At 25.4% G+C, this 25779-nt stretch carries 19 protein-coding genes; 7 read left to right on the top strand and 12 right to left on the bottom strand.

Features of this window, described 5'->3' with window-relative positions; genetic code table 11:
- Positions 1-45: 45 nt before the first annotated feature.
- Together ACA134_RS04815 and ACA134_RS04810 are read right to left on the bottom strand one after the other, a co-directional pair.
- Positions 46-1239 (bottom strand): ATP-binding protein, encoded by a 1194-nt coding sequence (locus ACA134_RS04815; protein WP_409199292.1) that lies wholly within the window; start codon positions 1237-1239, stop codon positions 46-48.
- Positions 1240-1413: 174 nt separating this feature from the next.
- A complete protein-coding gene (locus ACA134_RS04810; protein WP_409199291.1) occupies positions 1414-2097 on the bottom strand; it encodes a M48 family metallopeptidase in 684 nt (227 codons plus the stop codon).
- Between the two features lie 98 nt (positions 2098-2195).
- Here ACA134_RS04810 and ACA134_RS04805 point away from each other — a divergent pair, with 98 nt between their 5' ends.
- Complete coding sequence (locus ACA134_RS04805) at positions 2196-3716, top strand: DUF2142 domain-containing protein (protein WP_409201047.1); 1521 nt, start codon at positions 2196-2198, stop codon at positions 3714-3716.
- A 251-nt stretch (positions 3717-3967) separates the two neighbouring features.
- Complete coding sequence (locus ACA134_RS04800) at positions 3968-4693, top strand: DUF169 domain-containing protein (protein WP_409201046.1); 726 nt, start codon at positions 3968-3970, stop codon at positions 4691-4693.
- Here ACA134_RS04800 and ACA134_RS04795 read toward each other — a convergent pair.
- The 3 genes from ACA134_RS04795 to modA are packed head-to-tail and all read right to left on the bottom strand — an operon-like array spanning position 4690 to position 7378.
- On the bottom strand, positions 4690-5790 hold the full coding sequence (locus tag ACA134_RS04795; protein WP_409201045.1) for an ATP-binding cassette domain-containing protein: 1101 nt from the start codon (positions 5788-5790) through the stop codon (positions 4690-4692). The genes ACA134_RS04800 and ACA134_RS04795 overlap by 4 nt on opposite strands.
- Positions 5790-6581, bottom strand: a complete 792-nt coding sequence (locus ACA134_RS04790) for an ABC transporter permease (RefSeq protein WP_409201044.1) — start codon at positions 6579-6581, stop codon at positions 5790-5792. The genes ACA134_RS04795 and ACA134_RS04790 overlap by 1 nt, the downstream gene beginning before the upstream one ends.
- An 8-nt stretch (positions 6582-6589) precedes the next feature.
- A complete protein-coding gene (gene modA / locus ACA134_RS04785; protein ID WP_409201043.1) occupies positions 6590-7378 on the bottom strand; it encodes a molybdate ABC transporter substrate-binding protein in 789 nt (262 codons plus the stop codon).
- 244 nt (positions 7379-7622) lie between these two features.
- On the opposite strand from modA, the gene ACA134_RS04780 reads away from it, so the two are divergent.
- From ACA134_RS04780 to ACA134_RS04765, 4 genes are all read left to right on the top strand, one after another.
- Positions 7623-10493 (top strand): hypothetical protein, encoded by a 2871-nt coding sequence (locus ACA134_RS04780; protein ID WP_409201042.1) that lies wholly within the window; start codon positions 7623-7625, stop codon positions 10491-10493.
- A 133-nt stretch (positions 10494-10626) separates the two neighbouring features.
- The gene (locus tag ACA134_RS04775; protein ID WP_409201041.1) at positions 10627-11157 is read left to right on the top strand and encodes a hypothetical protein; all 531 of its coding nucleotides are present in this window, start codon (positions 10627-10629) and stop codon (positions 11155-11157) included.
- A gap of 1 nt (position 11158) precedes the next feature.
- Positions 11159-11794, top strand: a complete 636-nt coding sequence (locus ACA134_RS04770) for a hypothetical protein (RefSeq protein ID WP_409201040.1) — start codon at positions 11159-11161, stop codon at positions 11792-11794.
- A gap of 175 nt (positions 11795-11969) precedes the next feature.
- Positions 11970-12470: a hypothetical protein gene (locus tag ACA134_RS04765; protein WP_409201039.1), complete on the top strand. Its 501-nt coding sequence runs from the start codon at positions 11970-11972 to the stop codon at positions 12468-12470.
- A 21-nt stretch (positions 12471-12491) separates the two neighbouring features.
- Here ACA134_RS04765 and ACA134_RS04760 read toward each other — a convergent pair whose 3' ends face one another.
- The 3 genes from ACA134_RS04760 to ACA134_RS04750 are packed head-to-tail and all read right to left on the bottom strand — an operon-like array spanning position 12492 to position 14172.
- Entirely contained in the window at positions 12492-13184 is a 693-nt protein-coding gene (locus ACA134_RS04760; RefSeq protein ID WP_409201038.1) for a hypothetical protein, read from the bottom strand.
- 44 nt (positions 13185-13228) lie between these two features.
- Positions 13229-13777 (bottom strand): hypothetical protein, encoded by a 549-nt coding sequence (locus ACA134_RS04755; RefSeq protein ID WP_409201037.1) that lies wholly within the window; start codon positions 13775-13777, stop codon positions 13229-13231.
- A gap of 2 nt (positions 13778-13779) precedes the next feature.
- The gene (locus tag ACA134_RS04750) at positions 13780-14172 is read right to left on the bottom strand and encodes a hypothetical protein (RefSeq protein ID WP_409201036.1); all 393 of its coding nucleotides are present in this window, start codon (positions 14170-14172) and stop codon (positions 13780-13782) included.
- Between the two features lie 178 nt (positions 14173-14350).
- On the opposite strand from ACA134_RS04750, the gene ACA134_RS04745 reads away from it, so the two are divergent.
- On the top strand, positions 14351-15355 hold the full coding sequence (locus tag ACA134_RS04745) for an Ig-like domain-containing protein (protein WP_409201035.1): 1005 nt from the start codon (positions 14351-14353) through the stop codon (positions 15353-15355).
- 26 nt (positions 15356-15381) lie between these two features.
- On the opposite strand, the gene ACA134_RS04740 is transcribed toward ACA134_RS04745, so the two are convergent.
- The 4 genes from ACA134_RS04740 to ACA134_RS04725 form a co-directional block, all read right to left on the bottom strand.
- A complete protein-coding gene (locus ACA134_RS04740; RefSeq protein ID WP_409201034.1) occupies positions 15382-17055 on the bottom strand; it encodes a glutamate synthase-related protein in 1674 nt (557 codons plus the stop codon).
- Positions 17056-17276: 221 nt separating this feature from the next.
- Positions 17277-17807 (bottom strand): zinc ribbon domain-containing protein, encoded by a 531-nt coding sequence (locus ACA134_RS04735; RefSeq protein ID WP_409201033.1) that lies wholly within the window; start codon positions 17805-17807, stop codon positions 17277-17279.
- Positions 17808-17875: 68 nt separating this feature from the next.
- On the bottom strand, positions 17876-19627 hold the full coding sequence (gene uvrC / locus ACA134_RS04730) for an excinuclease ABC subunit UvrC (protein WP_409201032.1): 1752 nt from the start codon (positions 19625-19627) through the stop codon (positions 17876-17878).
- 5 nt (positions 19628-19632) lie between these two features.
- Positions 19633-25770 (bottom strand): DUF3320 domain-containing protein, encoded by a 6138-nt coding sequence (locus tag ACA134_RS04725; RefSeq protein WP_409201031.1) that lies wholly within the window; start codon positions 25768-25770, stop codon positions 19633-19635.
- Positions 25771-25779 lie beyond the last annotated feature (9 nt).

Here is a 25779-nt window from a genome sequence, read left to right as displayed (position 1 = left end):
ATTTTTAAAAATTAATCATCAAGTAAAAATTAAGCTAATCATCAACTAGATTTCATCACTTGTTAAAAAATCAACTATGTTTAAATGTTTTATTCCATTTTTTGAAAAATCAAAATCATCAAGACTTAAAACATATTTAGGATAATTATCTTGAATTTTATTTAAAGAATCAAATTCTCGCTTAATAATTTCATCACTAGCTAATAAATAGCTAACTTGAATGTAAATTCTATCATCTCCTTTTCTGCAAACAAAATCAATTTCTTTATTTTTACATATACCTATTTTAATATCATGATCTCTTCTAAGTAATTCTATAAAAACTAAGTTTTCTAAGCTTTGACCTATATCTTTATGATTATTTCCATATGTTGATTGTCTAAATCCTAAATCAGTTAAATAAAACTTCTCAGGGAAGTTTAATATTTTTTTACCTATTAAATCTTCTCTTTTAACTTTATTAATAAAACAAGCTTCTTCTAAATATGATAAATAATTATAGATTGTGTTAACTGATACTTTTACTTTATCTTTTTTTAAATATTTAGAAATATTGTTTGCAGAAACTGATTGACCAATATTACTCATTAAAAATTGTATTATTCTATCAAGTAAATCAATATCTCTAATTTCATTTCTTTTAACAACATCTTTTAATATTATAGAATTATAAAGGTCTGTTAAATATTGATTTTTTTCATTATCATCAAATTTTAATATAAAAGGCATTCCACCAAATTTAATATATTCATTAAATAAATTTTTGTCATGTTTTGAATTGGTATATTCTAAAAATTCTTGATATGAAAAAGGATAAACTTTAATTTCTACATATCTACCAGTTAAATAGCTAGCTAATTCTCTGGATAATAATTTAGCATTAGAACCTGTAATATAAATATCAAATCTTCCTTCTGCAAGATATGAATTTATAAGTTTTTCCCAACCATTTACTTCTTGAATCTCATCAAATAATAAATAAATTTTATCTTTTTTATTTTTAATTAATTTATTAACTAAATTATCTAATTGATCAATGTTTTCTATATTAAAATATTCTTTCAGTTCAAAATTTATTAAAATAATATTTTCTTTATTAACTCCATTATCAATAAATTCTGCACTTAGTTGTTTTAATATTGTTGATTTACCGCAACGTCTAATTCCTGTAATAACCTTAATTATATCTTTATTAATATATGGATTGATTTTATTTAAATAAAGTTCTCTTTTAATCATTTAACACCTCCTTTAAATTTCATCTATAACTGAAAAAATCTTATAAATTAAAGAAAGTTTTCAACATAATGAAAAAATCTTATAAATTAAAGAAAGTTTTCAGTATACTGAATAAATAATTATATATTTGATATTAATAGTATTTAAATTTAATTTTAAAAATATAAAAATTAATTAATCCCAATCTTCATTACTTAATTTTTCACTTAAATCTTTTAAATTATTTCTATAAACTTTATAATCAGGAATAACACTTTCAACTATATTCCAAAAATCTTGGGAATGATTAAGCTCTTTTATATGAGACAATTCATGAACAATAACATAATCAATTGTTTTTAAATCAGCCATAATTAATCTCCAAGAAAAATTTAAAGAATGTTTATAACTACAACTTCCCCAACGAGTTTTAGCACTATTTACTTTAACATTAGAAGGTGTAACATCTAAAATCTCTTTAAAATAATTAACTCTAGATATGAAGTGTTTTTTAGCTATTATTTTATAAAATGATATGATAATTTCTTTAATATCATAAGAGGTAGCAGTTTCTGGAATATAAAATACTTTAACTTTATCATCATAGCTAGCTATTGAAGATGAGGTAGGTAAAACTTCACATAGCTCACCTTTTAAAAGAATTTTACTATTAAAATCTATTTTAAAATTACGCTTTAAATCATTTTTCTTTTTAATAATTTCAGATTTTTTAGCTATTTCATCACTACGTGCTTCAATAATTTTATCAATTTCTACTTTAGGAAAATTAATAGGTGATCTAACCTCAAGTGAACCATCTTTACATATTTTAATAGAAAGAGTTTTGCGATTAGTTCTAATAAGATTATAGGATATCATTTTTAATTTATAATATTATTATAATCATTAATAAATTTATTAAAAAATAAGAAAATATTCCATATGATTTTATAATAGTTCTATACAAAAATTATTTTATGAATGAAAAAGCATCTAATTTGAAAAATTTTTTTCAAAGTTTTTTAAGTGAGCGAAAAAAGTATATATTAATCTATCTAGTTTGTTTATTGTTTTTTACTTTTACTTTTTTTAGTGTAGATGATTATTTACATCCAAAAATTGAATTTTTAACTTTATTTGGTTTATTTATAGCTGGAATGATTGTATTATCATATTCATTTAAAAATAGATGTGAAACTCATAAAATTGCATTTGTTATAATAATATTATTTGGTTTATTTCTTGTATTTTTATCACCTACACTTGGTGGTCATGATGAATTGGAACATTTTGCCAGAGCAGAGCTTACATCAACAGGAGTTATATTTCCAGAATATATTGATGGGGAAGGTTATTCTATTTCTAACTATATTAGTAATTTTTATGGAGATGATGCAAAAACATTTGCAAATACAAATCATTATAATGAAAAAATTGACTATTCAAAGGGAATGATGTCTTCGGTTTTCTCGCAAAACCCATTTTATGGTTATATTGTACAAGCCATTGGAATATTAATAGCTAAATTATTTGATTTAGGGATTATTTGGACAGTATGGCTTGGAAGATTAGCTAATTTAATCTTTTACGGAGTAATTGTATCATTAGCTATTAAAAAAGCACCTATTTATAAAGTTCCATTACTTGTTTTATCTTGTATGCCAATATGTATTTTCCAAGCAGCTTCAATTAGTATTGATGCATTTATTTATGCCTTTGGAATTTTAGCTATAGGATATTTTATCTATATGTATAAATCAAAAGAGAAAGTAAAAAGAAAAGACTTATTAATCTTTTTTATATCATGTTTATTAATTGGAATTATTAAAATACCATTTATATTACTTGTCTTTTTAATATTACTTATTCCTAAAAGTAAATTTAATTCAATTAATGATTATAATCTTTCAAGAATAGGTATTATAATAGCTATTTTAATTACAATAATGTATACATTAATCTTTTCAATGGGGCAATTAGATAAATCATCAAGAGCTATATATTATATTGAAAATAATGTTAGTGCATCAGGACAAGTTAAATTCATGTTAAATAATCCTTTAGAAGGAATTGTACCATTTTTACAAATTGCAAACAGTATTCCTGATTTATTTATATCATTGAATTTATTACATTTTTTCCAAATTCCAAATGTACAAATATTTAATTTATTGTTTTTTACATATTTTGTAATATTTTCAATCTTTTATCCAAATAAATTAAATTTATCTAATAAAAAAAGAATAATTCCATTAGGAATTTTTATATTAGTATATTTTGGAACGATGTTTATCCAATATTTAACATGGACTCCTGTAGGCCATCCTCAAATTTTAGGAGTATCTGCAAGGTATTTTATTCCAATAATACCATTATTACCAATGATTTTAAATATTAATAAAATTGAAAATAGTAAAAATTTAGATCTTATTATATTAAGTATGACAATAGCATTTTTAGCTGGATTTGTTCTTTTAATTGTAGCTCCACTTTACTAAAATATTTAAAAAAGCATTACAGAACTGCACCTAATATGGTGTTAGTCCTGTATATTTTTTTCCACACATTGGACAAAACTTTTCATCAGCTTTTAATTCTGTCTCATCACACATAATTAAAACCCTATTAATTTTAATAAAAACTAATTATTATATTATAATTCTATTTTATAAATAATTTATTTAATATACTAATAGCTATAAATTATAAAGTAATTTAAATTGATATTAGGTTAAAAGAGAGGATATATATGGATTTAGAAGAGTTCAAAAATTGTTTAAAATTAGAAAATAAAATATTATCAGTTATATTATCTAATGACTATGATGCAAGCTGTGTAGAACCTAAACATCGGTGCATAATAAGCGATATTGATAATTTAGATAGTAATGATACATTAAAAATTAGTAAAGATAATTTAAAATGTCCTGGTGCTAATTGTGGTGCTGGTTTTTATGACGGCAATCCTCAAATTCCAGGAGGTTTTGAATACTTCTTATCTTATGGAAAAGGAGAAAATTATCCTACTGGTGAAAGAGTTAAAAAAACACCTGAAATTGCAAGTGAAATGTTTGAAAATCAACCAAAAGATATTATAAATAATAATAAATATATTTTAATTAAACATTTTAAAGAAGATGACGAAGCTCAATCAGTTATTTTAAAAGTAAACCTTGATCAATTATCTGTATTAATTTACCTTTTTAACTTTGAATCATCGATTTATGATCCAGTTTATACTGCAACATCTGCAGGTTGTGCTTCAGTTTTTAGAATACCGTTATATGAATCATTATCCGGTCAAAATAAAGGAGTGATTTCTAATTTAGATATATCTTCTAGAATATATACTGATAAAGATGAAGTTTATTTTACTGTTCCTGGTGTAAAATTTAAAAAAATGCTTGAAAATGCAGGAGAAAGTCTTTTAATTACTAAAGAATGGGAAAAAATTAGAAAAAGAATAAAAAATTAAGATTTAAAAGATGTATATGAATCAATCATTTTAACATTTAATGATTTAAAAATCAAAAATATATCTTTTCCTTTTTCAATAGCTAATGATTCATAAGAATTTCTAGTTAAAATACCTTTAAATATTACATTATCAATTTCTGTATGAACATTTACAATTGGGCCAAGTTCTTCAGTTTTAATAACTTTTCCTTTTAATCTATTTCTTGCAGATGATTTAAAGCATTCATTAGAGAAAATAATATTCTCAGGCCTTATAGCTATTGTAACCTTTTCACCATTATGAACTATAGAACATTTCTCATAATCAGAGCTATATAAAGCTAAATTATCAGAAATTTTAACCTTAACACAATTTGTATCAGATTTTTCTATTATACCATCAAAAACATTACCTATACCAACAAATTTAGCTACAAATTCATTTTCAGGTTTAGAAAAAACTTCAGAAACTGTATTAATTTGATGAATTACTCCATTTTCCATAACTCCAACTTTATCAGCTAAATTCCAAATATCATTAAAATTATGTGTAACATGTATAAATGTAGTATTAAGCTTTAAACCAATTTGTTTAATAAGATTTGTTAAAGTTTCTTGAGTAGATACATCTAATGCACTAAAAGGTTCATCCATTAAAATAATCTCAGGTTCTACAATTAAAGCTCTAGCTAGTGCTGTTCTTTGAGCTTCTCCTCCACTTAATGTATCAACAGATCTATTTAAAATATGGTCAATTTTTAAAATTTTACTAATTTCATCAATTTTTAATTTAATCTCATCATTTGTAAAACCTTTATTTTTAAGTCCATATGCAATATTATCATATACATTCATATTAGGAAATAAAACATTATCTTGATAGACAATTCCAATATTACGTTTTTCAGGAGCTAAATTCTTAATTGATTTACCTTTAAATAAAATATCTCCTTTATCTTCTGTATAAAAACCAATAATTGTCTCAAGTAAAACAGATTTACCAGATCCTGTTGGACCAATTAAAACTAAATATTCGCCTTTATCAATAGAAAAATTAATATTTTTAAGTTTAAATTCTCCTAAATCAACAGATAAATCTTTAACTTCTAAAAACATTATATCGTAACCTTCAAATTATCTTTGGTATATTTTTCCATCACAGCTATTGTAATAAATGAGATAATAACTAAAATAATACCTGCAGTAATAGACATATCAATATCTCCTGTAGATAAATGCAGATACATTGAAACAGCTAATGTTTCTGTTTTCATTAAAATTCCACCACCAACAAATAAAACAGCAGCAAAAGTACCAATACAACGAGATAATGTAATAATTATTGTTGCAAATAAACCTTCTTTAGCTAAAGGTAAAGTTATATTAAAAAAAGTATCACTTTGAGAATAACCTAAACTTCTAGATACAAATTCATACCTTGTATCAATATAATTAAATGTAGAATGCAATGTTTTAATTGCAAAAGGTAAAGCTACAAAAAATTGAGCTATTATAATACCAGTACTATTAAAAACAAGTTTTATTCCATATTCATCTAATAAACTACCAATTCCATAATTACCTAAAAACATTAAAAGAGCAATACCAATAACAATTTCAGGAAAAGCCATAGGTAAATCTAGAATAATTTTAAATAAACTTTTAAAAGGAAAATTAAATCTAGAAATTGTATAACTCATAGGAATAGCTAAAAGAACAACAATAGTAGCTGATATTATTGATGTGTATAAAGTTATTCCCATAGCAAATAACATCTGATTTGAAGTTAAAGCATTTAAGAAACCTTCAAAGGAAGGAATTAAAAACATACTTCCAATAACAATGAAAAAAATCAAAGTTATAAAGCATGTAATTCCTATAAATAATAATTCAAATTTAGAACGCATAAGATTCACTATTTAATTTCAAAACCCCATTTTTCCCAAATTTCTTTACCTTCATCAGAAGTTAAAAATTCTTGGAATTTACGAGCAGAATCTTCATCTTTAGTAAAATTAGTAACACCAACAGGAATAGAACTAGGAGTATTATCTTCTTCAGGAATCTCAACAACATCAATTTTATCTTTACCTTCTTCCCAAACAGTCATATCTTTCCAAATAATAGTAGCATCAATATCACCAGCTATCATATAAGTTAAAAGTTGATTAACTGTAGTAGTAGTTACAATAGGTGTAACAGTAACATTATTTTTCTCTAAAAGTTTCTCAGAAGTTTTACCAATAGCTGGTCCATCAGGTTCACCTAAACCAACTTCAACATCATCTCTTGCAAGATCATCTAATGAAGTAATATTTTTAGGATTTCCTTTTTGAACAACAATAACAGGAACATTTTCAGTAATATTAACTACTGTATCATTTTCCATATAACCATTTTCCATCGCTTCACCCATATACTTATAAGCAGCAGGTAAAAAGACATCTCCAGCTTTTTGAGTTTCTAAAGTAGCAAATAATTCGCCGCTACCACCATACTTAACATTCACTTCGATGTTAGGGTATTTTTCATTGAATTTTTCAACTAATTCTGGGCCAACTTTACTAAAACCAGCACCAGCTAAAACTTCAATTGAACCTTCTTGTGAAGAACCACCTGAGAAGGCACCGCTAAAATATGAACCAATAGCTATTGCTAAAATAGCTACTATTACAATTATTATAAAAATTTTCTTATTATCCATAATTATCAACCTTAAAAATAATATTAATTTTTTACATAAAATACTTTGTGACTTGATTTTCATATCGATTAAAAAATTAAAATTGTGATAATGATTATTTTTTAAACTAATTAATAAAAAATAGCTATTTTTTTCTAAAATAAATAAACAATTTAAATAATATAAAATATTAATGTTATAATATGCAAACTATATGAAATTAATATATAGTTATGTGTATATTTTATGAGGTGTGAATATCGTTTTGAATGAAAATAAAAAAATTTTTATGATAATGATATTATCCACAGTATTCGCTTTATGTCTAGGAATATCAAGCGTTAGTGCTGATGGAAATATAACTATAAATGAAGGAGATTCTATCAATGATGCATTTAACGATGCTACTCAATATGATACAATCATTTTAAACCCTGGAACTTATACTGGGGCGGGTGAGAATACAGGGATTACTTTTGATAGAAATATAACTATTATTGGTAATGGCCCAAGAGAAAGTGTAATTATAGATGCTGAAAATAGTGGAAATATATTTACTATTAATAATGGTGCAACTTTAACTTTAATTAATATTACATTTATTAATGGTAATATCACTGGCTCTGGTGGTGTTATATTAGCAAATAAAGGGTTACTTGATATTGATAATTGTGTTTTTGTAAATAATAGTGCTACAACTAACGGCGGTGCAATTTATTCATCAAACAATGATGGAACAATTAAAATAACAAATACATTATTTGAAAATAATAAAGCAAATGCTCGTGGAGGAGCTATTTATAACCAGTTCCAATTAAATTCTAATATTGCAAATGGAAAATTAATTATTGATAATTGTGAATTTATTAATAACACTGCTTCAAGTGAAGGAGGAGCTATTAATAATAATATTCAAAATTCTGGGAACAATGTATATGGAGAATCAATTATAAGTAATTCTAATTTTACAAATAATAGTGCTAGTCGTGGTGGAGCATATTATAGTGAAATTACTACCAGTGGTTTTTCTGATAATATATATTATGAGAATTTATTCAATTCTAGCAATTTTAATGGAAACAAAGGTAATTATCAAGGTGGAGCAATATATATTAGTTCTATGACCAGCGCATATCATTATGGTAGTTTAAATATTGTTGATTCAAATTTTACTAATAATTCTTTAACTTCCCTTACTAGTACAGGTGGGGCTATTTATTCCCAACATAGAGGAAGAAGTGGTGGAAATAGTAGTTTAAATATCAATGGATCAAGATTCTACCAAAATAATGCATATCAAGGTGGAGCAATATTTAGTTATCATAGAATTGACAATGGATTAAGCACATCAACAGTTACCAAATCATTATTTGACAATAATACTGCATCAACAGGATCAGCTTTTTACTCAGAATATGGTAATATTGATATGCAATACAATATACTTTTAAATAATATAGAAAATGCAACTATTTATCAAGAAACTAGTAGATATTATTCTGAAGCTAACCATAATTGGTGGGGAAATAATAATCCTTTTGAAACTAATGCATTAACAAATTTCGATGTAGATGACTATTATGTTATGATTTTAAATTCTACACAAAATGGTACTGACATTGAAGTTGGTAGTGAGTTCAATTATGATTATTACTTTGTATTAAATGGCACTACTGATAATGATGGTGCTGATACTGGATTTTTACCTTTTAATACTACTTTAACATTAGCTGATGGAACTTTTATTGCAAATATTGATGGTAGAAAAAATCAAAATCTTAACTATACACCAACTAGTGCAAATACTTATACTATTAAAGCTACTTTAGATGATGCTACCGATTCAGTTACTTTCAATGCATTTGGAGTTGCTAATTCAACTACAACTAAAAAAGCAGATAAAAACTCAGCAAATACTGGTGATAATGTAACTTATACTATTACTGTCAATAATACAGGTAGTTTAGATTTAAATAATGTAACTATAACTGAAACATTACCTGAAGGTATGGAATTAATTGATTATACTAGAAACTGGATTAAAAATGGTAATATATGGACTTTAAATGGAACTTTAAGTGTAAACCAAGTTGCAGTTTTAACTTTAATCTTTAAAGTTACTGGAACTGTTGTTGGACCTGTTAATAATACTGTTAGTGTTAAATCTGATGAAACTAATGAAACTAATGTAACTAGTAATAATGTTAATTTAACTGATTTCAATGTAACTATTGATCAAACTGTTTCAGAAAGAGAAGTTATTATTGGTTCTGAAATTACTTTTGAGATTACTGTAACTAATAATGGTTTAAGTAATGTTACTGATGTATCTGTTTTAGATAATTTACCAGAAGGATTTATTTTTGTATCTTCAAATGCAACTTTAGGTTATTACAATGAAACTACTGGTATTTGGACTATTGATGCATTAGCTACAGGCCAAAATGCTACTTTAAAAATTACTGTAAAAACTAATAAAACTGGTAATTTTACTAATATTGCTAATTTAACTTACAATGAATCAGATGATGAATTAACTGCTAGTGTAACTGTTACTGTAAATGAAACTCCAAAAACTTTTAAATTAACAATTAATCACACAATATCAGATTCCAAAGTTGAAGTTGGTAAAGAAGTAACCTTTAAAATTACTATAACTAATAAAGGTACTGGAACTGCAACTAATGTAATTGTTCTTGATAAATTACCTGAAGGTTTAACTTATATAAGTTCAGATTATAATGCAGGATCTTATGATGCTGAAACTGGTTTATGGACTATTGGTACATTAAAGCCTGATGAGTCTGTTACTTTAATTATTGTTGTTAAAGCTAATCTTATTGGTAATTTTACTAATAAGGCTGATTTAACTTACAATGAATCAGATATTGGTATTAGTACTGTAACATTTTTAGAAGTTGTTAATAAAACTGGACCTACTCCGGGACCAACCCCAGGCCCAACACCTGGACCTACTCCGGGACCTACACCTAATCCTGTTAACCCAGAAAATGGTGATGTATCTAGTGATATTGCAAATGCAGAAAACACATTAAATAAAACTGGTAATCCAATACTTATGGCATTACTTGTATTATTATCTAGTTTTGGTTTTATTTTAAGAAGAAAAGATTAATTAATTTTAATCTTTTTCTTTTATTTTTTTTATTTTTAATAACAATTTCATAATTAAAGAAATATTTTTATAGTATTGTCAATTTAAATATATAATATTGATAATAATTTCAATTTTTAAGGGAAAAATAATTATGAATAAATCAAATGAAGAAAAATCTAAATTTTGTATTAACTGCGGTAGTGAACTTGTTAATAATAGCTGCCCCAAATGCGATGTTAATGAAGATGAGAAATATTGTGTTAGTTGCGGTACATTATTAAGTGGAGAATTTTGCTCAAAATGTGGAAATAAATCTTCAAAAAAGGATAAGATAACAATTTCAAAAGGATTACTTAATTCACCTTCTTCAATTATTGCAGTTATAGCTACAATTTTAGGACTATCTATTGGAATAATATGTTACTTATTTTTTATAGTTATTAATACCCCTTCATCAGCATTAATTGCATCACAAATAACATTACAATCAGTAATTATTATAATTGCAAGTTTGTTTGGTTTTTGTGGAGTTATTATTTCAGATAAATATCATGAAATTGCGGCAGTACAATATTTAATAAGTGCTATTTCATTGTTTTTTGGTGGAATTCTATTACTTTTAATACCTATGGTATTATTTATTGTAGCAGCATTTTTAGAATATAAATTAGGAGATAATTAATATGAATAAATTATGGGCAATACCTGTTTTAACCTTAATTATGGTTGCAGGAATGTTTTATGGTGGTCAAACACTACTTCCAGATCAAGTTAGTGCAGCCAATGATAATAACGAAATAACTCTTGAAAAAGTAGGTTATTCAAATAATAAAGGAAGTTCTGGAGATATAAATATTTTTGCTTTCTTATTTTACTTTCAATATATAGGAATAAGTAGTAATAATGTTGTTATAGCTGAATATAATAATTATATAAGTGAAAGTTCAGCTGAATTAAATGTATTTAATTATGATAATTTTAATAATGAAGGAGATATCATTATTGGTAATGGTTCTAATTCAGAGAATATAGGAACTGGAGATAATTCTAATAATATTGGAAATTCTAGTGAAGATGAAAATATTACTGAAAGTGAAGCTAAATCAATAGCTGAGAATGAATTAATAGGTGAAGATGATTTAACTATTGGATCTGCATCTTTAATTGATGATACTTGGGTTGTAGAGGTTATTGATGAGAATAATACAGCTGTTGGAACTATAACTATTGATATTAAAACAGGAAACGCTATAAAAGATATAAATCCTGTTGAAGATATTGAAGATTTTGATGAAGATATGGAAAATTATTTTTATTAAAATCTTATTTTTTAATTTTTATTTAATATTAAATCATTAACTTATTTTTATCCATTAAAATATCTAATTTTTAAGAATAAACTTAAATATTCCTATTCTAAATATCTATAATATTGAATAGTTTTTGAAGTTTCAATAATTTCTAAAAATAATTCAATAAATAAGAGGTAAAAATATGAATAAAAAAATATTAATAGCAATTATAGCTATAATAGCTGTAGTTATTATTGCTGCTGGAGCTTTTTTCATGTTACAAGAAGAACCTGTTCCAGATTTTAAAGTAAATGGGGAAGAAATAGAAGTTAATGATACATATCAACTTGCTGATAATGTTACACAAATTGCATTACAAGGTCAAAATTTTACTGTTCCTGCTGATTATGAGGGTAATTTAACATATCAAGCAGGTTTTCCTAAAGCTGATTTTAAAAATGAAGATAAATATTTAACAATCACTGCACAAGGAGAAGGTAATGTTACAGATCTTGTAAATCAATATATAGATATGAATAAAGGTTTATCTATTGGTAATGAGACAAAAGAAGGTAATATTACTATTATTGAAATCAACCAAGGATCAGATGTTATAAGTCATTTTTATTATCTTCAAATTGGTGATAATGTATATGAAATTAACTTATATGGTTTAGAACTTAATGATGTATTAAGCTCTTAACTTTTTCTTTTTTTTAATTTATTAAATCTTTTTAAGTGAATCAATAGCTATAATTAACTTATTTATATAATCATGAGTAATATCTCTACTTTCATACATATATGTTTCATAAATTATAGCAGGAGTTCCAGATTCAATTATAGGTAAAGTTACATACTGAGGACTTGTTTGAGATTCAGGAAAATAATAATCTAAATGAGGAGATGAATTTAAAATTTCATCATTTATTTCAACTGATTTAGAATCATTTAATGATGGAGAAAATACAAAATTAGTTTTCTCATAACTACCGCCATTTAAACCTTGATTTGAATGAATATCAACAACAAGATTGTAATCTTTATTTATTATATCACTTACAACATATTCATTTGCAAGTAATTGTCCATTCATTCGTCCAATTTCATAATCTTGAGGATTATCAGTTACATTAATTTTATAAATATAATAACAATAGTTTAGTGAATCAGATTTTGATTTTAAAGTTTCAACTAATTCATCATGAACAACACTCTCAAGTGGGTGAACTCCAACAATATATGCAATTTTAACATTAGAACTTGTATTTCCAATTGGACCAATTACATCAACAGAACCTAATTCATTAGATTTTAAATTGGATTCATCATTAACTATTCCATAAAATCCATATAAACTAATAATTAAAATAACAGTTAAAATTAAAATTAAAGAAATAGTTTTTTTAAGATTCATTTTTAAATCCGATTTATTTAATAAAAAAAATAAGAATAATATTCTTAAAAATGAATATTATTGAAAAAAGAATTTATATCGTTTTCTGGAGGATTATCAAGAATAATATATTGGCGAGTAACACCATCTTTATTGAAAAATCCACTTTCAACTACGGAATTTCCTTCAGAATATTTTACTCCATAATAAGATACTCCATTATAAGTTCTATTAACTAAACTAGGGTTTTTTCCTGATTCAGCATTAGATTCATATATTGATTTTTGCATATCTTCTGGAGAAACAGTATATTCTTGGTAAGAAATACAAAAAGATCCCTCTGGAGAGTAAACAAATTGTCCTGTTGAATAATTAGATGAAAGTTCATAATTTGATGGATAATCATATAATTCACCATTTACCATATAAGTATTTTCTATAGTATTAACATCTGAAATTATTGTTGGAACAGATAAAATGCTTAAAACAACAATTATTACAATCCACAATAAAACAATCTTAATCCATTGAGGTTTTTTACCTTCTGGAGTTTTTTTAAAGAATTTTGAAGAGACTTTAGCATCATATTCTTGAAATGTTTCTTTAAATCCCATAATTATATCTCCTTAGTTTTAATATTTTCATTAAAGAAATAATTTCCATTATTTTTATTAATAAGTTTTGAATTTTTATAAGCATCATACATCATGAAAATCCAAAATATTAAAGAAAAAATTCCTGAAATTAAGCCTAAAATAAAACTAATTAACATAAACAAAATTCCTTTTAAAATTTGCCCATTATAAAATTGACCAAAAGGAGGTATTAATATAGTTAAAAGTAAAGATACGCCAATAGACTTTTTATATGTTACTAAAGGGCCTCTCTTTTCTTTATCAATTTCATATTGTTTATCAATCTTTTTAGTTTCTTCTTCACCAATATCTGTGATTAAATCACGAATATCTTTATCTTCATCATTATCTAAATGAGGTTCATCTTTTTCCATAATAACTTACTCCTAATTATAAGTTAATAATGTTTTTATTTTATCATATAATTATATTTTTCTATTTAATTTTTAAAAATAAGTATAAGGCATCATTTAAATTGTTTTAATAAATATGAACATTCTTTTAGAAAAAAATATATTAGGAAAAGAACTAAATTTAATTGAGGTGATAAAAGTGAATAGAAATAGTAAAATTGCCATTATAATAATTTTAATTGTAATAATTATAGGATTGGCATTAATTGTACCAAGCATAACAAATGATGATTCAAAAATAGCTACAAATCTAAGTACTGTAAGTGTAAATGGAATTTATGGAAATAATGTTGAACTAGAAGCATTTTTATCTGATGAAAATGGAACAGGAATTCCAGATAAAGACTTAAGCCTATATGTAAATGGTGAAAAGATAGCTACTGTTAAAACCGATTCAAAAGGAAATGCAAATTATAATTACGAGTTAAAAAATGCACAAGATACTAGTTGGTACGCTGAATTTAAAGGCGATGATAAATATTCAGGATCCATATCTCAAAAAGATACCATTAATGCACACAAGAAAAATACAAACATTAATTTTGAAATTACAGGTGATGAGAAAGTTGGAAGCACTTTAACCTTAAAATCAACTTTAACTGATGAAGGAAACCCATTAGAAGGAAAAATTGTAATATTTGAATTAAATGGGCAATTTATTGGAACTAGTAAAACTAATGTAAACGGAGAAGCTACATTTAACTATAAAATTCCTAATGCAGGAGTTTATACTTTTACATCAGAATTTAAAGGAGATTCAAATTATTTAGCTAATAGAGCAGGACATACAACAATATATATTGTAAGTGATGATGATTCTTCTAAAAAAACTACAGATATTCATCTTTCAACTAATGGAGATAATTCCGTAGGTTCACAAATTCAAATAAAAGCAGCACTAACTAGTGAAGGTAAAACTGTAAGTGGTCAAGAAGTAACATTTTATATAAATGGTGAAAAATTAGGTTCTTCAACAACAGATTCAAATGGAATAGCTACCTTTGATTATAATATTCCAAATGCTGGTGTTTTTACCTTTTCATCAACATTTAAAGGAAACACAGAATATTCTACATCATCAGGAAAAGCTCCTACAATCTATGTTGTAGATAATAATTCAGGAAATGAAAATGGAACTTATTAAAAGTTCCAATCAAATCCTATCTTTTTTTAAACGTGTTTAATATCCGTATAATCAGAAATTTCAGCTTTAAATGTCCCTAAATCATCAACATTTAAATCATGAACATCGCTGTGGCCTGTAATTTTTGCAAAACTTTTAAGTTCATTAAGTGAAACAGTTAAATAATTTTCTAATCTTTTAATAGCTTTATCACTATCAAATCTTTCACGTAAATCTTCTTCTTGAGTTGTAACACCCATAGGGCATTGCCCAATATGACATTGTTTATATTGTTGACATGCAACTGACATTAAAGCAGCTGTAGCAATAGCTATTGCATCTGCACCCATAGCTAATGCTTTTGCAAAATCTGATGAAATTCTAAGACCACCAGTAATTACAAGATCAATATCTAAGTTATGTTCATCTAAAAATTTACGAGTTCTACTTAATGCATAAATTGTTGGAATTGAAGTTGAATCTTTAATAACTTGTGGACTAGATGCAGTAGCTCCTCCTCTTCCATCAATAGTAATAAAATCAGGTTCAGCAAATGAAATAAATTCTAAATCTCTTTCAAGTTTTCCAGGAGCTATTTTAACACCAATTGGACGACCTTCAGATTTATCTCGTAACATATCAACCATAGCTTTTAAGTCTTCTTTGGAGTTAATTTCTTTAAATTTAGATGGACTTTGAATATCATGACCTACAGGCATACCACGTAATTTAGCTATTTCTTCTGTAACCTTTTCAGCAGGTAAGTGTCCTCCAAGTCCTGGTTTTGTTCCTTGACCAATTTTAATTTCAATTGCATCTGCATTTTTAAGATTTTCATCAGTAACTGAGTATTTATTTGGGACATATTCAAAAATATATTTATAAGCAGCTTCCATCTCTTCTGGTAAAACTCCACCTTCACCACTAGCCATAGCTGTTTTAAGATTTGCACTTCCTTTAGCTAAAGCTACTTTCACCTCACGAGATAATGCACCAAAAGACATATGTGAAATATAAATAGGACTTTCAATTACCATGGGTTTTTGAGCATTTTTACCTATAACAGTCCTTGTTGAAACTTCATCTTCAAGATTTAATGGAAATGGATCTAATTGATTACCAAAAATTAAAATATCATCCCAATTAGGCATTGGCATTTCAGTTGCCATAGCTGAATCAATTGTCTCACCAGTTTTACTAATTTTATGAATCATTTCCATAGCTCTTTCAGATTCATCTTTACGAGCAGTTGATTTAGGATATGCAAGTTCACTATTATCACTTACATTATCATTTTCATCTATTGCAAAAAAATCATCACAAGACTGCTGGCAAACTGGACAACAATCTAAGTCATTTAAAGATTTACCTTCAGCTTCTTCATCATAAACATGACCACAATGTTTACATTTATAAACATTAGAATTATTAGAAGGTTTATATTTTACATTATCAAAATCTTCAATAGGGTTGCGGCAAACAGGACAATGTTTATAATCACTTAATTTTTTATGTTCCATTGTTTCATCAAATATATGGCCACAATGTTCACATTTAAAGATTTTAGTATCTTCATTAACTATAACAAAATCATCTTTATCTATTTCATCAAAATCCTCAATTGGGTTTCCACAAACAGGACAAGAATCGTTATCACTTAATTTTTTTCCTTCCATATCCTCATCATAAATATGGCCACAATGTTCACATTTATATATCATATTCTCACCTGAAAAATTTTAAATTATAAAAATAAACTTAATATATTATATGTTTTAACTAATAAATAAAATTTTTTATTAAAAAAGTAGCTATTTTACATAATAAAAATTTTAAGTAACATTTCATAGAATTCATTATTTTTACAAAAATTTTCTAGATATAATTTTTTAATAATTTTAAATAAGAACATTATTTTAAAATAAAAGTAAAATATAAAAAATCATAAAGATAATCTAACTGCACCATTAGGTTTAGTTGTAGAATTTTCTTTAATAACTTTGCCATCTTGTAATAGCTGAATAGTTAAATTTTTATCACTTGCATCGTTTTTATAAACAACTGCATTAACATTGTCCCATGGGGCACCATCAATAAAAATTAATTCATTACCATATCCACTTCTTGAAATTGGTAAATCTGCAATACCAACATCTCCAGACCAACTTCCATTGTAGATAACTCTTACTTGATATGGATTTGAAGATTTAATTACAGGACTTTCATTTGTTGTAATAATTTCAGAACTAGGTTTATCAGCTTCTGTTGATGTATAAATTAAATTAAAAGTCAATATTAATAAAGCTACAATTGCAATAACCAAAATAACTTTTTTTCCCATTGAAAAATTACTCCAACGAGATTTTCTTTCATTTTCGCTGAATTTTTTATTAATATTAAGAGGATACTTACAATTTGAACAATAACTTTCATCATCATTGTTTTCATAAGAACATCTTGGACATTTAACCATAATTTACCTCATGTAAAATAACAATTTAATAATATTATAATCTAATGAGTATATAAAACTACCTATAACTAGTGAAAATAATTATAAACATCCTCAGATGATTTTTTATTCATTCCTTTAACTTTAGTAATTTCTTCAATTTCAGCATTTTTTATATTATCAATATTTTGAAAATGTTTTAATAAATTCATTTTACGTACTTTACCAATTCCTTTAATATCATCTAAAGGAGATTCCTTAATCTTATCAGATCTAAGCTTTCTATGATATGTAACAGCAAATCTATGAGCTTCATCACGAACTTGTTGCAAGAGATGCAGAGCTTTATTTCTTTGAGGAATTATAATTGGTTTTGAAGAATTTGGAATAAATATTTCTTCAAATTCTTTAGCAAGACCAATAATTGGAATATCATTTAAACCATAATCATCTAAAACTTCACAAGCTATTTTTAACTGACCTTTACCACCATCAATTAATATTAAATCAGGTTTTGGATCATCTTCAATAGATTTTAATCTTCTAGATAATAATTCTCTCATCATTTCATAATCATTAGGTCCAGGTGTTTCTAATTTAAAACGTTTATATCTTTTTTTATTAGGTTTTCCATCTTTAAAAGATACTTTAGAACCAACAGCTAGTTTACCTGAAATATTACTTACATCATATCCTTCAATTACATGAGGAATATTATCTAATTTAAGATATTTTTTAAGTTCAATTAATGAATTTTCAAGTTTATTTTTCTGATTTTTAATAATATCAGCATTTTTTTGAGCCATTCGAATTAATCTATATTTAGTACCCTTTTCTGGAATTTTAATAGAAACTTTAGATCCTTTTAAATCACTTAACCAATCAATAATTAAACTTTCATCTTTTACTTTATCTTCAAGTAAAATTTGCTTCGGAATATGTCTATTATAGCCATAATATTGCTGTATAAATGCATATAAAACTTCACTTAAATCCTGATTAGAAGTACCTGCCATTAAAAAGTCATCTTTACCTAATATTTTACCATTACGAACAGATAAAACAATTATAATAACATTATCTTTATCTTTTGCACTAGCTATTATATCTTGATCAAGCTCATCATCAGTAAGTTCAACAAATTGTTTTTCCATAATCTCTTCAATAGCTAGAATTTGATCTCTTAAAACCGCTGCTTTTTCATAATTTTGATTATTCGAAGCTTCTTTCATTTCTTTTTTAAGATTTTTAACAATTAAAGAATATTTACCTTGGAAAAATAAATCAATTTTATTAATAATCTCATTATAACCTTCTTTAGATATTTCTCCATCACATGGTGCATAACATAAATCAATTTGACTATTTAAACATGGCCCATCCATATTTTTACAAGTTCTAATTTTAAACAATGCTTTTAAGAACTTAACAGTTTTACGAACTGATGTAACATCTGTAAAAGGACCATAATATGTACCATTTTTTGAAATATTACGAGTAATTAAAAGACGAGGAAATTGTTCATTTGTAATTTTAACATAAGGATATCTTTTATCATCTTTCAGGCGAATATTATATTTAGGTCTGTGTTTTTTAATTAAATTAGCTTCTAATATAAGAGCTTCCTTTTCAGAGTCTGTAATAATATATTCTAAACTATTAAAGTTTTTCATTAAAACTTGAGTTTTTGGAGAATCAAGTTTATCTTTAAAATATGATTTTACTCTTTTAATTAATGATTTTGCTTTACCAATGTAAATTATTTTATCATTAATATCCTTCATTATATAAATACCAGGTTTATCTGGTAAATTATCTGGTGAATTTACTTTTAAGGACATAATATCTATTTAAGTTCTATTCTATCTCCTGAAGCAATAATCTTCTCATCAGCTAACATCATATCTAAAACTTTGCTGACTCTTGTAGATGTCTTTTTAGATGTTGATTTAAATCCAAAATTACGAGAAACTTCTTTTATTAAAGATTTACTATCTAAAGATTGTTTAAATTTTAATGTTGTTTCAATGTTCTTTTCAATTTCTTCTTGTGATATGAAATCTATATTTGGTTTTTCCCTTCTTCTAATAGCTATATTATGATTATTTGCATCATAAATAAAATCATCCACAAAAATAAGTTTTCCTAAACTTTCTGCATATTTAATACCCTCATTAATAGCGGATTTAAACTTAGCAGTGCTCCTATTAGTATTTGATAAATCTTTAATTCTTTTAATTAATTCATCTTTATGAATAGGGCCTTCTACTTCAACAATTTTGCTAATAGAACTTGATAAACTATCATCAGATAGAGAATAAATATCATTGTTTTCTAAACCAACTGTAGTAGCATATTTATAATTTTCAATTTCATTATCTAGAGAATCTCCTTTATCTAAAATAATACTATCATCAAGTTGTTTAAATTTATTATCTTTTTTAAGTCTTTCTTTTTCTAGTGCTTTATAATTTTCACTAATAGATTCAATCATATTTTCGAGATTATTAGATTTTTCCATTTTATTTGATGGTGAACTTATAATATTATTTTCTAAAATATCTTTTGCACTTTTAGAAACATTATTATCAATAATATCTTCTTCTGTTCTATCTATAATTTGAACATATTCTGCAGGAGTAGGATTTTCAATTTCATTTAATGATTTATTTAAATATTCAATATTTTCTAAAAATGATCTTTTTTGCTTAGTTTTAAAGATGGTATTTTTCTTTAAAGGATTTTCAATACCACTAACTCCTTCATAAGTTTCATTATCTTGATTTTTAGATTCTATATATTCATCACGAATATGATTATCATCTTGAGAATCTTTATCTTCTTTAATAATTTCATTAGCTATTTCATTTGAATAATTATCTTCTTCAATAATTTTATCTGTGAAATCTTTTTCATTATTTTTAGGAGAAATGCCTTCATTTAAATCTGGAGATATATATTTATCAGATACATATTCATCTTGAATTTCATCTTTATCATTTAATGAAACATCTTCCTCATAATTTTCATCATCATTTATTAACTCATCATCATTATCGACTGTAATTTCATTATCCTCAATAGAAATTTCATTATCTAAATCATTATTTTTAGAATTATTATCTTCATCTTTAGAATCTTCATAAGTTGAACTACTAGCTATTGAATGTAGATCATTATTTTTATTTAAATTCAAACTTGATTTAAATTTAACTTTAGAGAAAATTGAATCTTCATCTTTTTCTTCTTCTTTGTCCTCTTCATTATTAGATTGAGTTAAACTTTTAATAATATTATTAAAAATACCTTTATCTTCTTCACCAGATTCCTCTTCAAGTTCATCATGAATTGGTTCGATAACATCCACTGATGAATCATTAACTGTATTTACAGATTCAACAGTTGAAATATCATCATGAATTGGTTCAATAACAGAAATTTCATCTGTTTTAGTTAAATCTTCTTTAATAGCGGGTATTTCATCTGGTTTTATGAAATCTTTAACATTATTAACAGGTTCTAAATAATCATCCTCTTCAGTAGATGTACTAATTTCAACATAATCATTTTCATCTACAACTACATCTCTATTAGTTTCACTTAATGCATGAATAATACTAGATGTTTCATCTTTTGAAGAATTATCTTTAGCTTTAGATTCTTTATAATTTGAAAAACTATTTCCAATAGCTGTATCAATTTCAACTATTTCATCATAGCTATCTTCTTTATTATCTGATCCAATATAAGTATCAATTTCAATTATTTCATCATTGTCTAAATCATCTTTAATTGGAATATTTTCAACAGAATTTTCTTCATTTTCCCTAACTAATTTTTCTTCTTCTTGTTTTTTAAGTTCAAGAGCTCTTTTTTCTGCTTCTTTTTTAAGTTTTTCAGATAATTTTTTAGCTTCTTCTGATTTTTTAGTTTCTTCTTCAATAGCTATCTTTTTAGCACTATTAATAGCTTCAAGAAGTTTTTCTTGTGTTAAATCCCTATTTCTATACCAATCAGTAGACCATAACCTATATAATTTCCATCCTAAACCTTCAAGAACTTGTTCTCTAAGACGATCTCTATCACGAGCTACTTTACTACTAGAATACATCTTACCATCAGTTAATATACCTAACATATATTGTCCATAAGATTCTTCATCTGAAATAGCTAAATTTACTCTAAAACCAGCACAACCAACTTGTTTTTCAACTACATAACCTTTTTCAGTTAAAAAATTAGCTATTGCATCTTCAAATGGTTCATCTGAAATATTATCATTAATAATATTACCTGAGTCGATATTCTCAGCATATTGTAAAAATTCTTTTAAAGATTTTACACCAAATGGAGGATTAGCAGATAATTTAATATCATATGACTTAAAATTAGAAAATACAACACATTTTTCCCTAGCTCTTGTTACAAGAACATTTAAACGTCTTTCTCCACCATCTTGATTTAATGGGCCGAAATTTAAGGACATATTTCGATTAGCATCAAAACCATATCCAATACTAATTAAAATAACATCTCTTTCATCTCCTTGAATTGTTTCAAGGTTTTTAACAAAGAATTTCTCATCAAGTTTATCTGAGAATAATGGTTCAAGTTCAGGTCTGTTTTTACGTTCAAGTTCTAGTTCTTCTAAAATTGCATTTTTTTGTGCAACTGAAAATGTTCCAACACCTAATGATTTAGTATCTCCAAATTTATCAAAGTGGTTAAATATTTCACGAACCACGTCACGAGCTTCTTGTTTATTTACAGAACCAGAACCTCTATCATATACTGTATCTCCATTATAATGGAATTTTAAACCTAAATCAGGATTATTATTTGAAGGCGATGGATAAACAAGTAATTCATCATCATAAAATTCTTTATTTGAAACAGCTATTAAAGATTCATGTCTACTTCTATAATGCCATTTAAGCATTTTAACAGGAAACGAAAGCTTACAAAGATGTAAGATACTTTCCATATCTAATGCTCCAGCTACTTCTTCACCACTTTCACCAGCAGCTATTTGATCAAAAAATGATGTTGGAGGTAATTGTTGAGTATCTCCCATAACTACAGCAGTTTTACCTCTCATAAATGCACCTAATGCATCTTCAGGTTTTACTTGACTAGCTTCATCAAAAATAACAACATCAAATTGTAATTTTTCATTAGTTGGATCAAGATATTGTGCAATAGATAATGGACTCATCATAAAACAAGGTTTAATTTGTTTAATCATACCTCCAGTCTTCTCAAGTAATGACCTAACAGGTAAATGCCCACTTTTTCTTGTAAATTCTCCAGCTAATATTTTAGCTTCAGGATTATTAGTAGCTCCAAAAATTTGAGGAATATTACTATTTAGTCTTTGGAATATTCTTTTTCTATTTAACTCAATAATCTTCTTATCAAGACCTTTAAAATCTTTAATTCTATTTTCATGAAGCTCACCAATAAAAGTAGCTAGTTCCTGATTTTCTGTAAAGACCAAATTTAAAAGAGAATCTGCAAAATTACCTAAAACTAGGTGTCTTACATCATCAATTCTAATACCTCTTTTTTCAATTATATCAATAAATTCTTCAGATAATGTTCCTTTTAAAGAATTTTTAGTATTTAAATATTGACTCCATAAATGAAGACTAGATAATTGACCTTTCCAATTATTTAATTGGTTTTTCCACTCTTCAAGTGTAACATCACTACTATCTTTTTTAAATATTAATTTACTTCTAGGATTAAGTTTAGATTCTAATTTAGATAAATCTTTTTTAAATTCATCTCCTGATGAAATATAATCATCTAAATCACGTCTTGGATCTACATTAAAGAGATCTTTTGAAAGTAAGTCAATTGTGCTATTTGTAAAAATACCTTCTTTTAAAAGATGGGAAAATTTATTCATCCAAGTTGAAATATTTTTTAAATCATCAATTGAAGCATTTAAATGCCAATAATTACCAAAATAAGAAATAGCTAAATTATTATTAGATTCTAATTCTGATTTTAAATGAGATAATTTTTGAACCATCTCAAGATCATTAATTATAGATTCATTAGAAGGTACACTAGTTTTATAATACATTTCAACAATTTCTGCACCTTGTTTATTTTTAAATAAACTAAACTTTTTATTAGATACTTTTTTAATATCTTGAATAAGCTCGTTTAAATTAATATTTAAAATTTGACTATGAAATTTATCTAAAATCTTTGAAAGCGATTGATATTCTTCTAACTTTTTAATTAAAGTTTCTGCATCAGTTGAATTAGACCAAGCATTAGATTTTAAAATATTACTATCAATAAATTCAAAAGTATTATCTTCAAATAAATTAAATGTATTTAATGTATTATCAAAATCAGCTAGTGAATTAGGTTGTTTAATTCCATAAACATCATATATTTTTTCTCGCTCAAGTAAAAAATTATCTAATGAAGCTAAAGTATCATTAATTAATAATTCAATTTCTCTTAAATCTGCTGGAAGTAAACTTTTAGGAGAACATTTACTCCAAGGATTTTCATTAGAAATTGTTTGATATAGCTCAGCTAAATTTTCAAGAGATATAATAACATCATCTAAATCTTTTAAAGTAATATTTTCAGGATTAGAAAAACGTACTAAAGGTATGATTGTATTTTTTTTAGAAAAATAATCATCAGCTGATTCTTTCATACCATATAAATCAAAAGCAGATAGCTGAACTGCATATTCTTTTTTGTGAATAATTTCAGCATAATCATCTAATTGAAATTTAAGTTTTTCTAATTTTCTTAAAGTCTGATCAATATTTATAGGATTTTCAGATCGAACATTAGTGGCCTTTTCAAGTTCTTTTAAGAATTTTTTACGACGTGTTTTATGAGAATGTAACTCAAGAACAAATTTTCCAAGACCTACTTTAGTTAATCTATCTTTAACCACATCTAAAGCAGCCATCTTTTCACTTACAAATAAAACAGATCTACCTTCAGCTAATAATTCAGCTATTAAATTTACAATTGTCTGAGATTTACCAGTACCTGGAGGACCTTCTACAACTAAATTTCTACCAGCTTTAACATCTTCAATAGCTGCAATTTGTGATGAATCTGCATCTAAAACTTGATACATATCCTTATAATTTAATTTAGTATCAATATCTTCTTCTCTAAAAGCTTCTTGAGTATTTTTACTTGGATTAAAAATAGCTTCAATTAATTCATTTTTAGTTAAATCAACATTATCATCCCAACTTTCAGGATTTAAATCATTATACATTACAAATTTTGTAAAAGAGAAAAATCCTAAAGCTATATTAGAGTTAACATTCCAATTAGGCATTCTTGAAACAGCTTGTTTAACTTCTTTAATATAATGATCAACTACTTCAAGGTAGTTTTTCTTTTCAAATTCAGGTAATTTAATACCCTCTTCTTTCAACTTAGCTTTTAAAGATATATTAGTTTGTAAATCTTCACCAGTCCATGAAAGTTCAAAAGATTTACCTACTTTTTTCCTTTCCATTGTTACTGGAATTAAGATTAATGGGGCATAATTTTTATCCTTAGGTTTTAATCTATCAACCCATTCTAAAAAACCAATAGCTAAGTATAAAATATTATAACCTTGCTCATCAATCATTGTTTTAGCTTGTTGATTAATATAGAAAAGTCTTTTTTGTAATTCTTTTGGAGAAAGATTTGTTTGAAGTGTTTTATCTCCATCTTTAAATCTAGATAAATCAATTGGTGAATGATCCCATATAGAAAATTTTGAACTTTCTTTTTCATCCTTTTTACTAGTTGTAAAATACATCTTTTTATCTTGTAAAATCAGAGATTGATAAACATTTGATGGAGATTGATTTACAACTGTAAGTGTTTTAGCTCTCGGTTTAAAGTTTAATAGCTGATTTTTTAAAGTTAAATCTAGAAGATTCTTTCTTAAGTCTTTAAACTCTTTTTCAATGTTTTTAGAACTTGTGTTATCCATATATATCAA

The sequence above is a fragment of the Methanobrevibacter sp. DSM 116169 genome (genome assembly GCF_046197865.1).
Classification (GTDB): domain Archaea; phylum Methanobacteriota; class Methanobacteria; order Methanobacteriales; family Methanobacteriaceae; genus JAHKLT01.
This window is presented reverse-complemented; position numbering and strand designations above follow the sequence as displayed.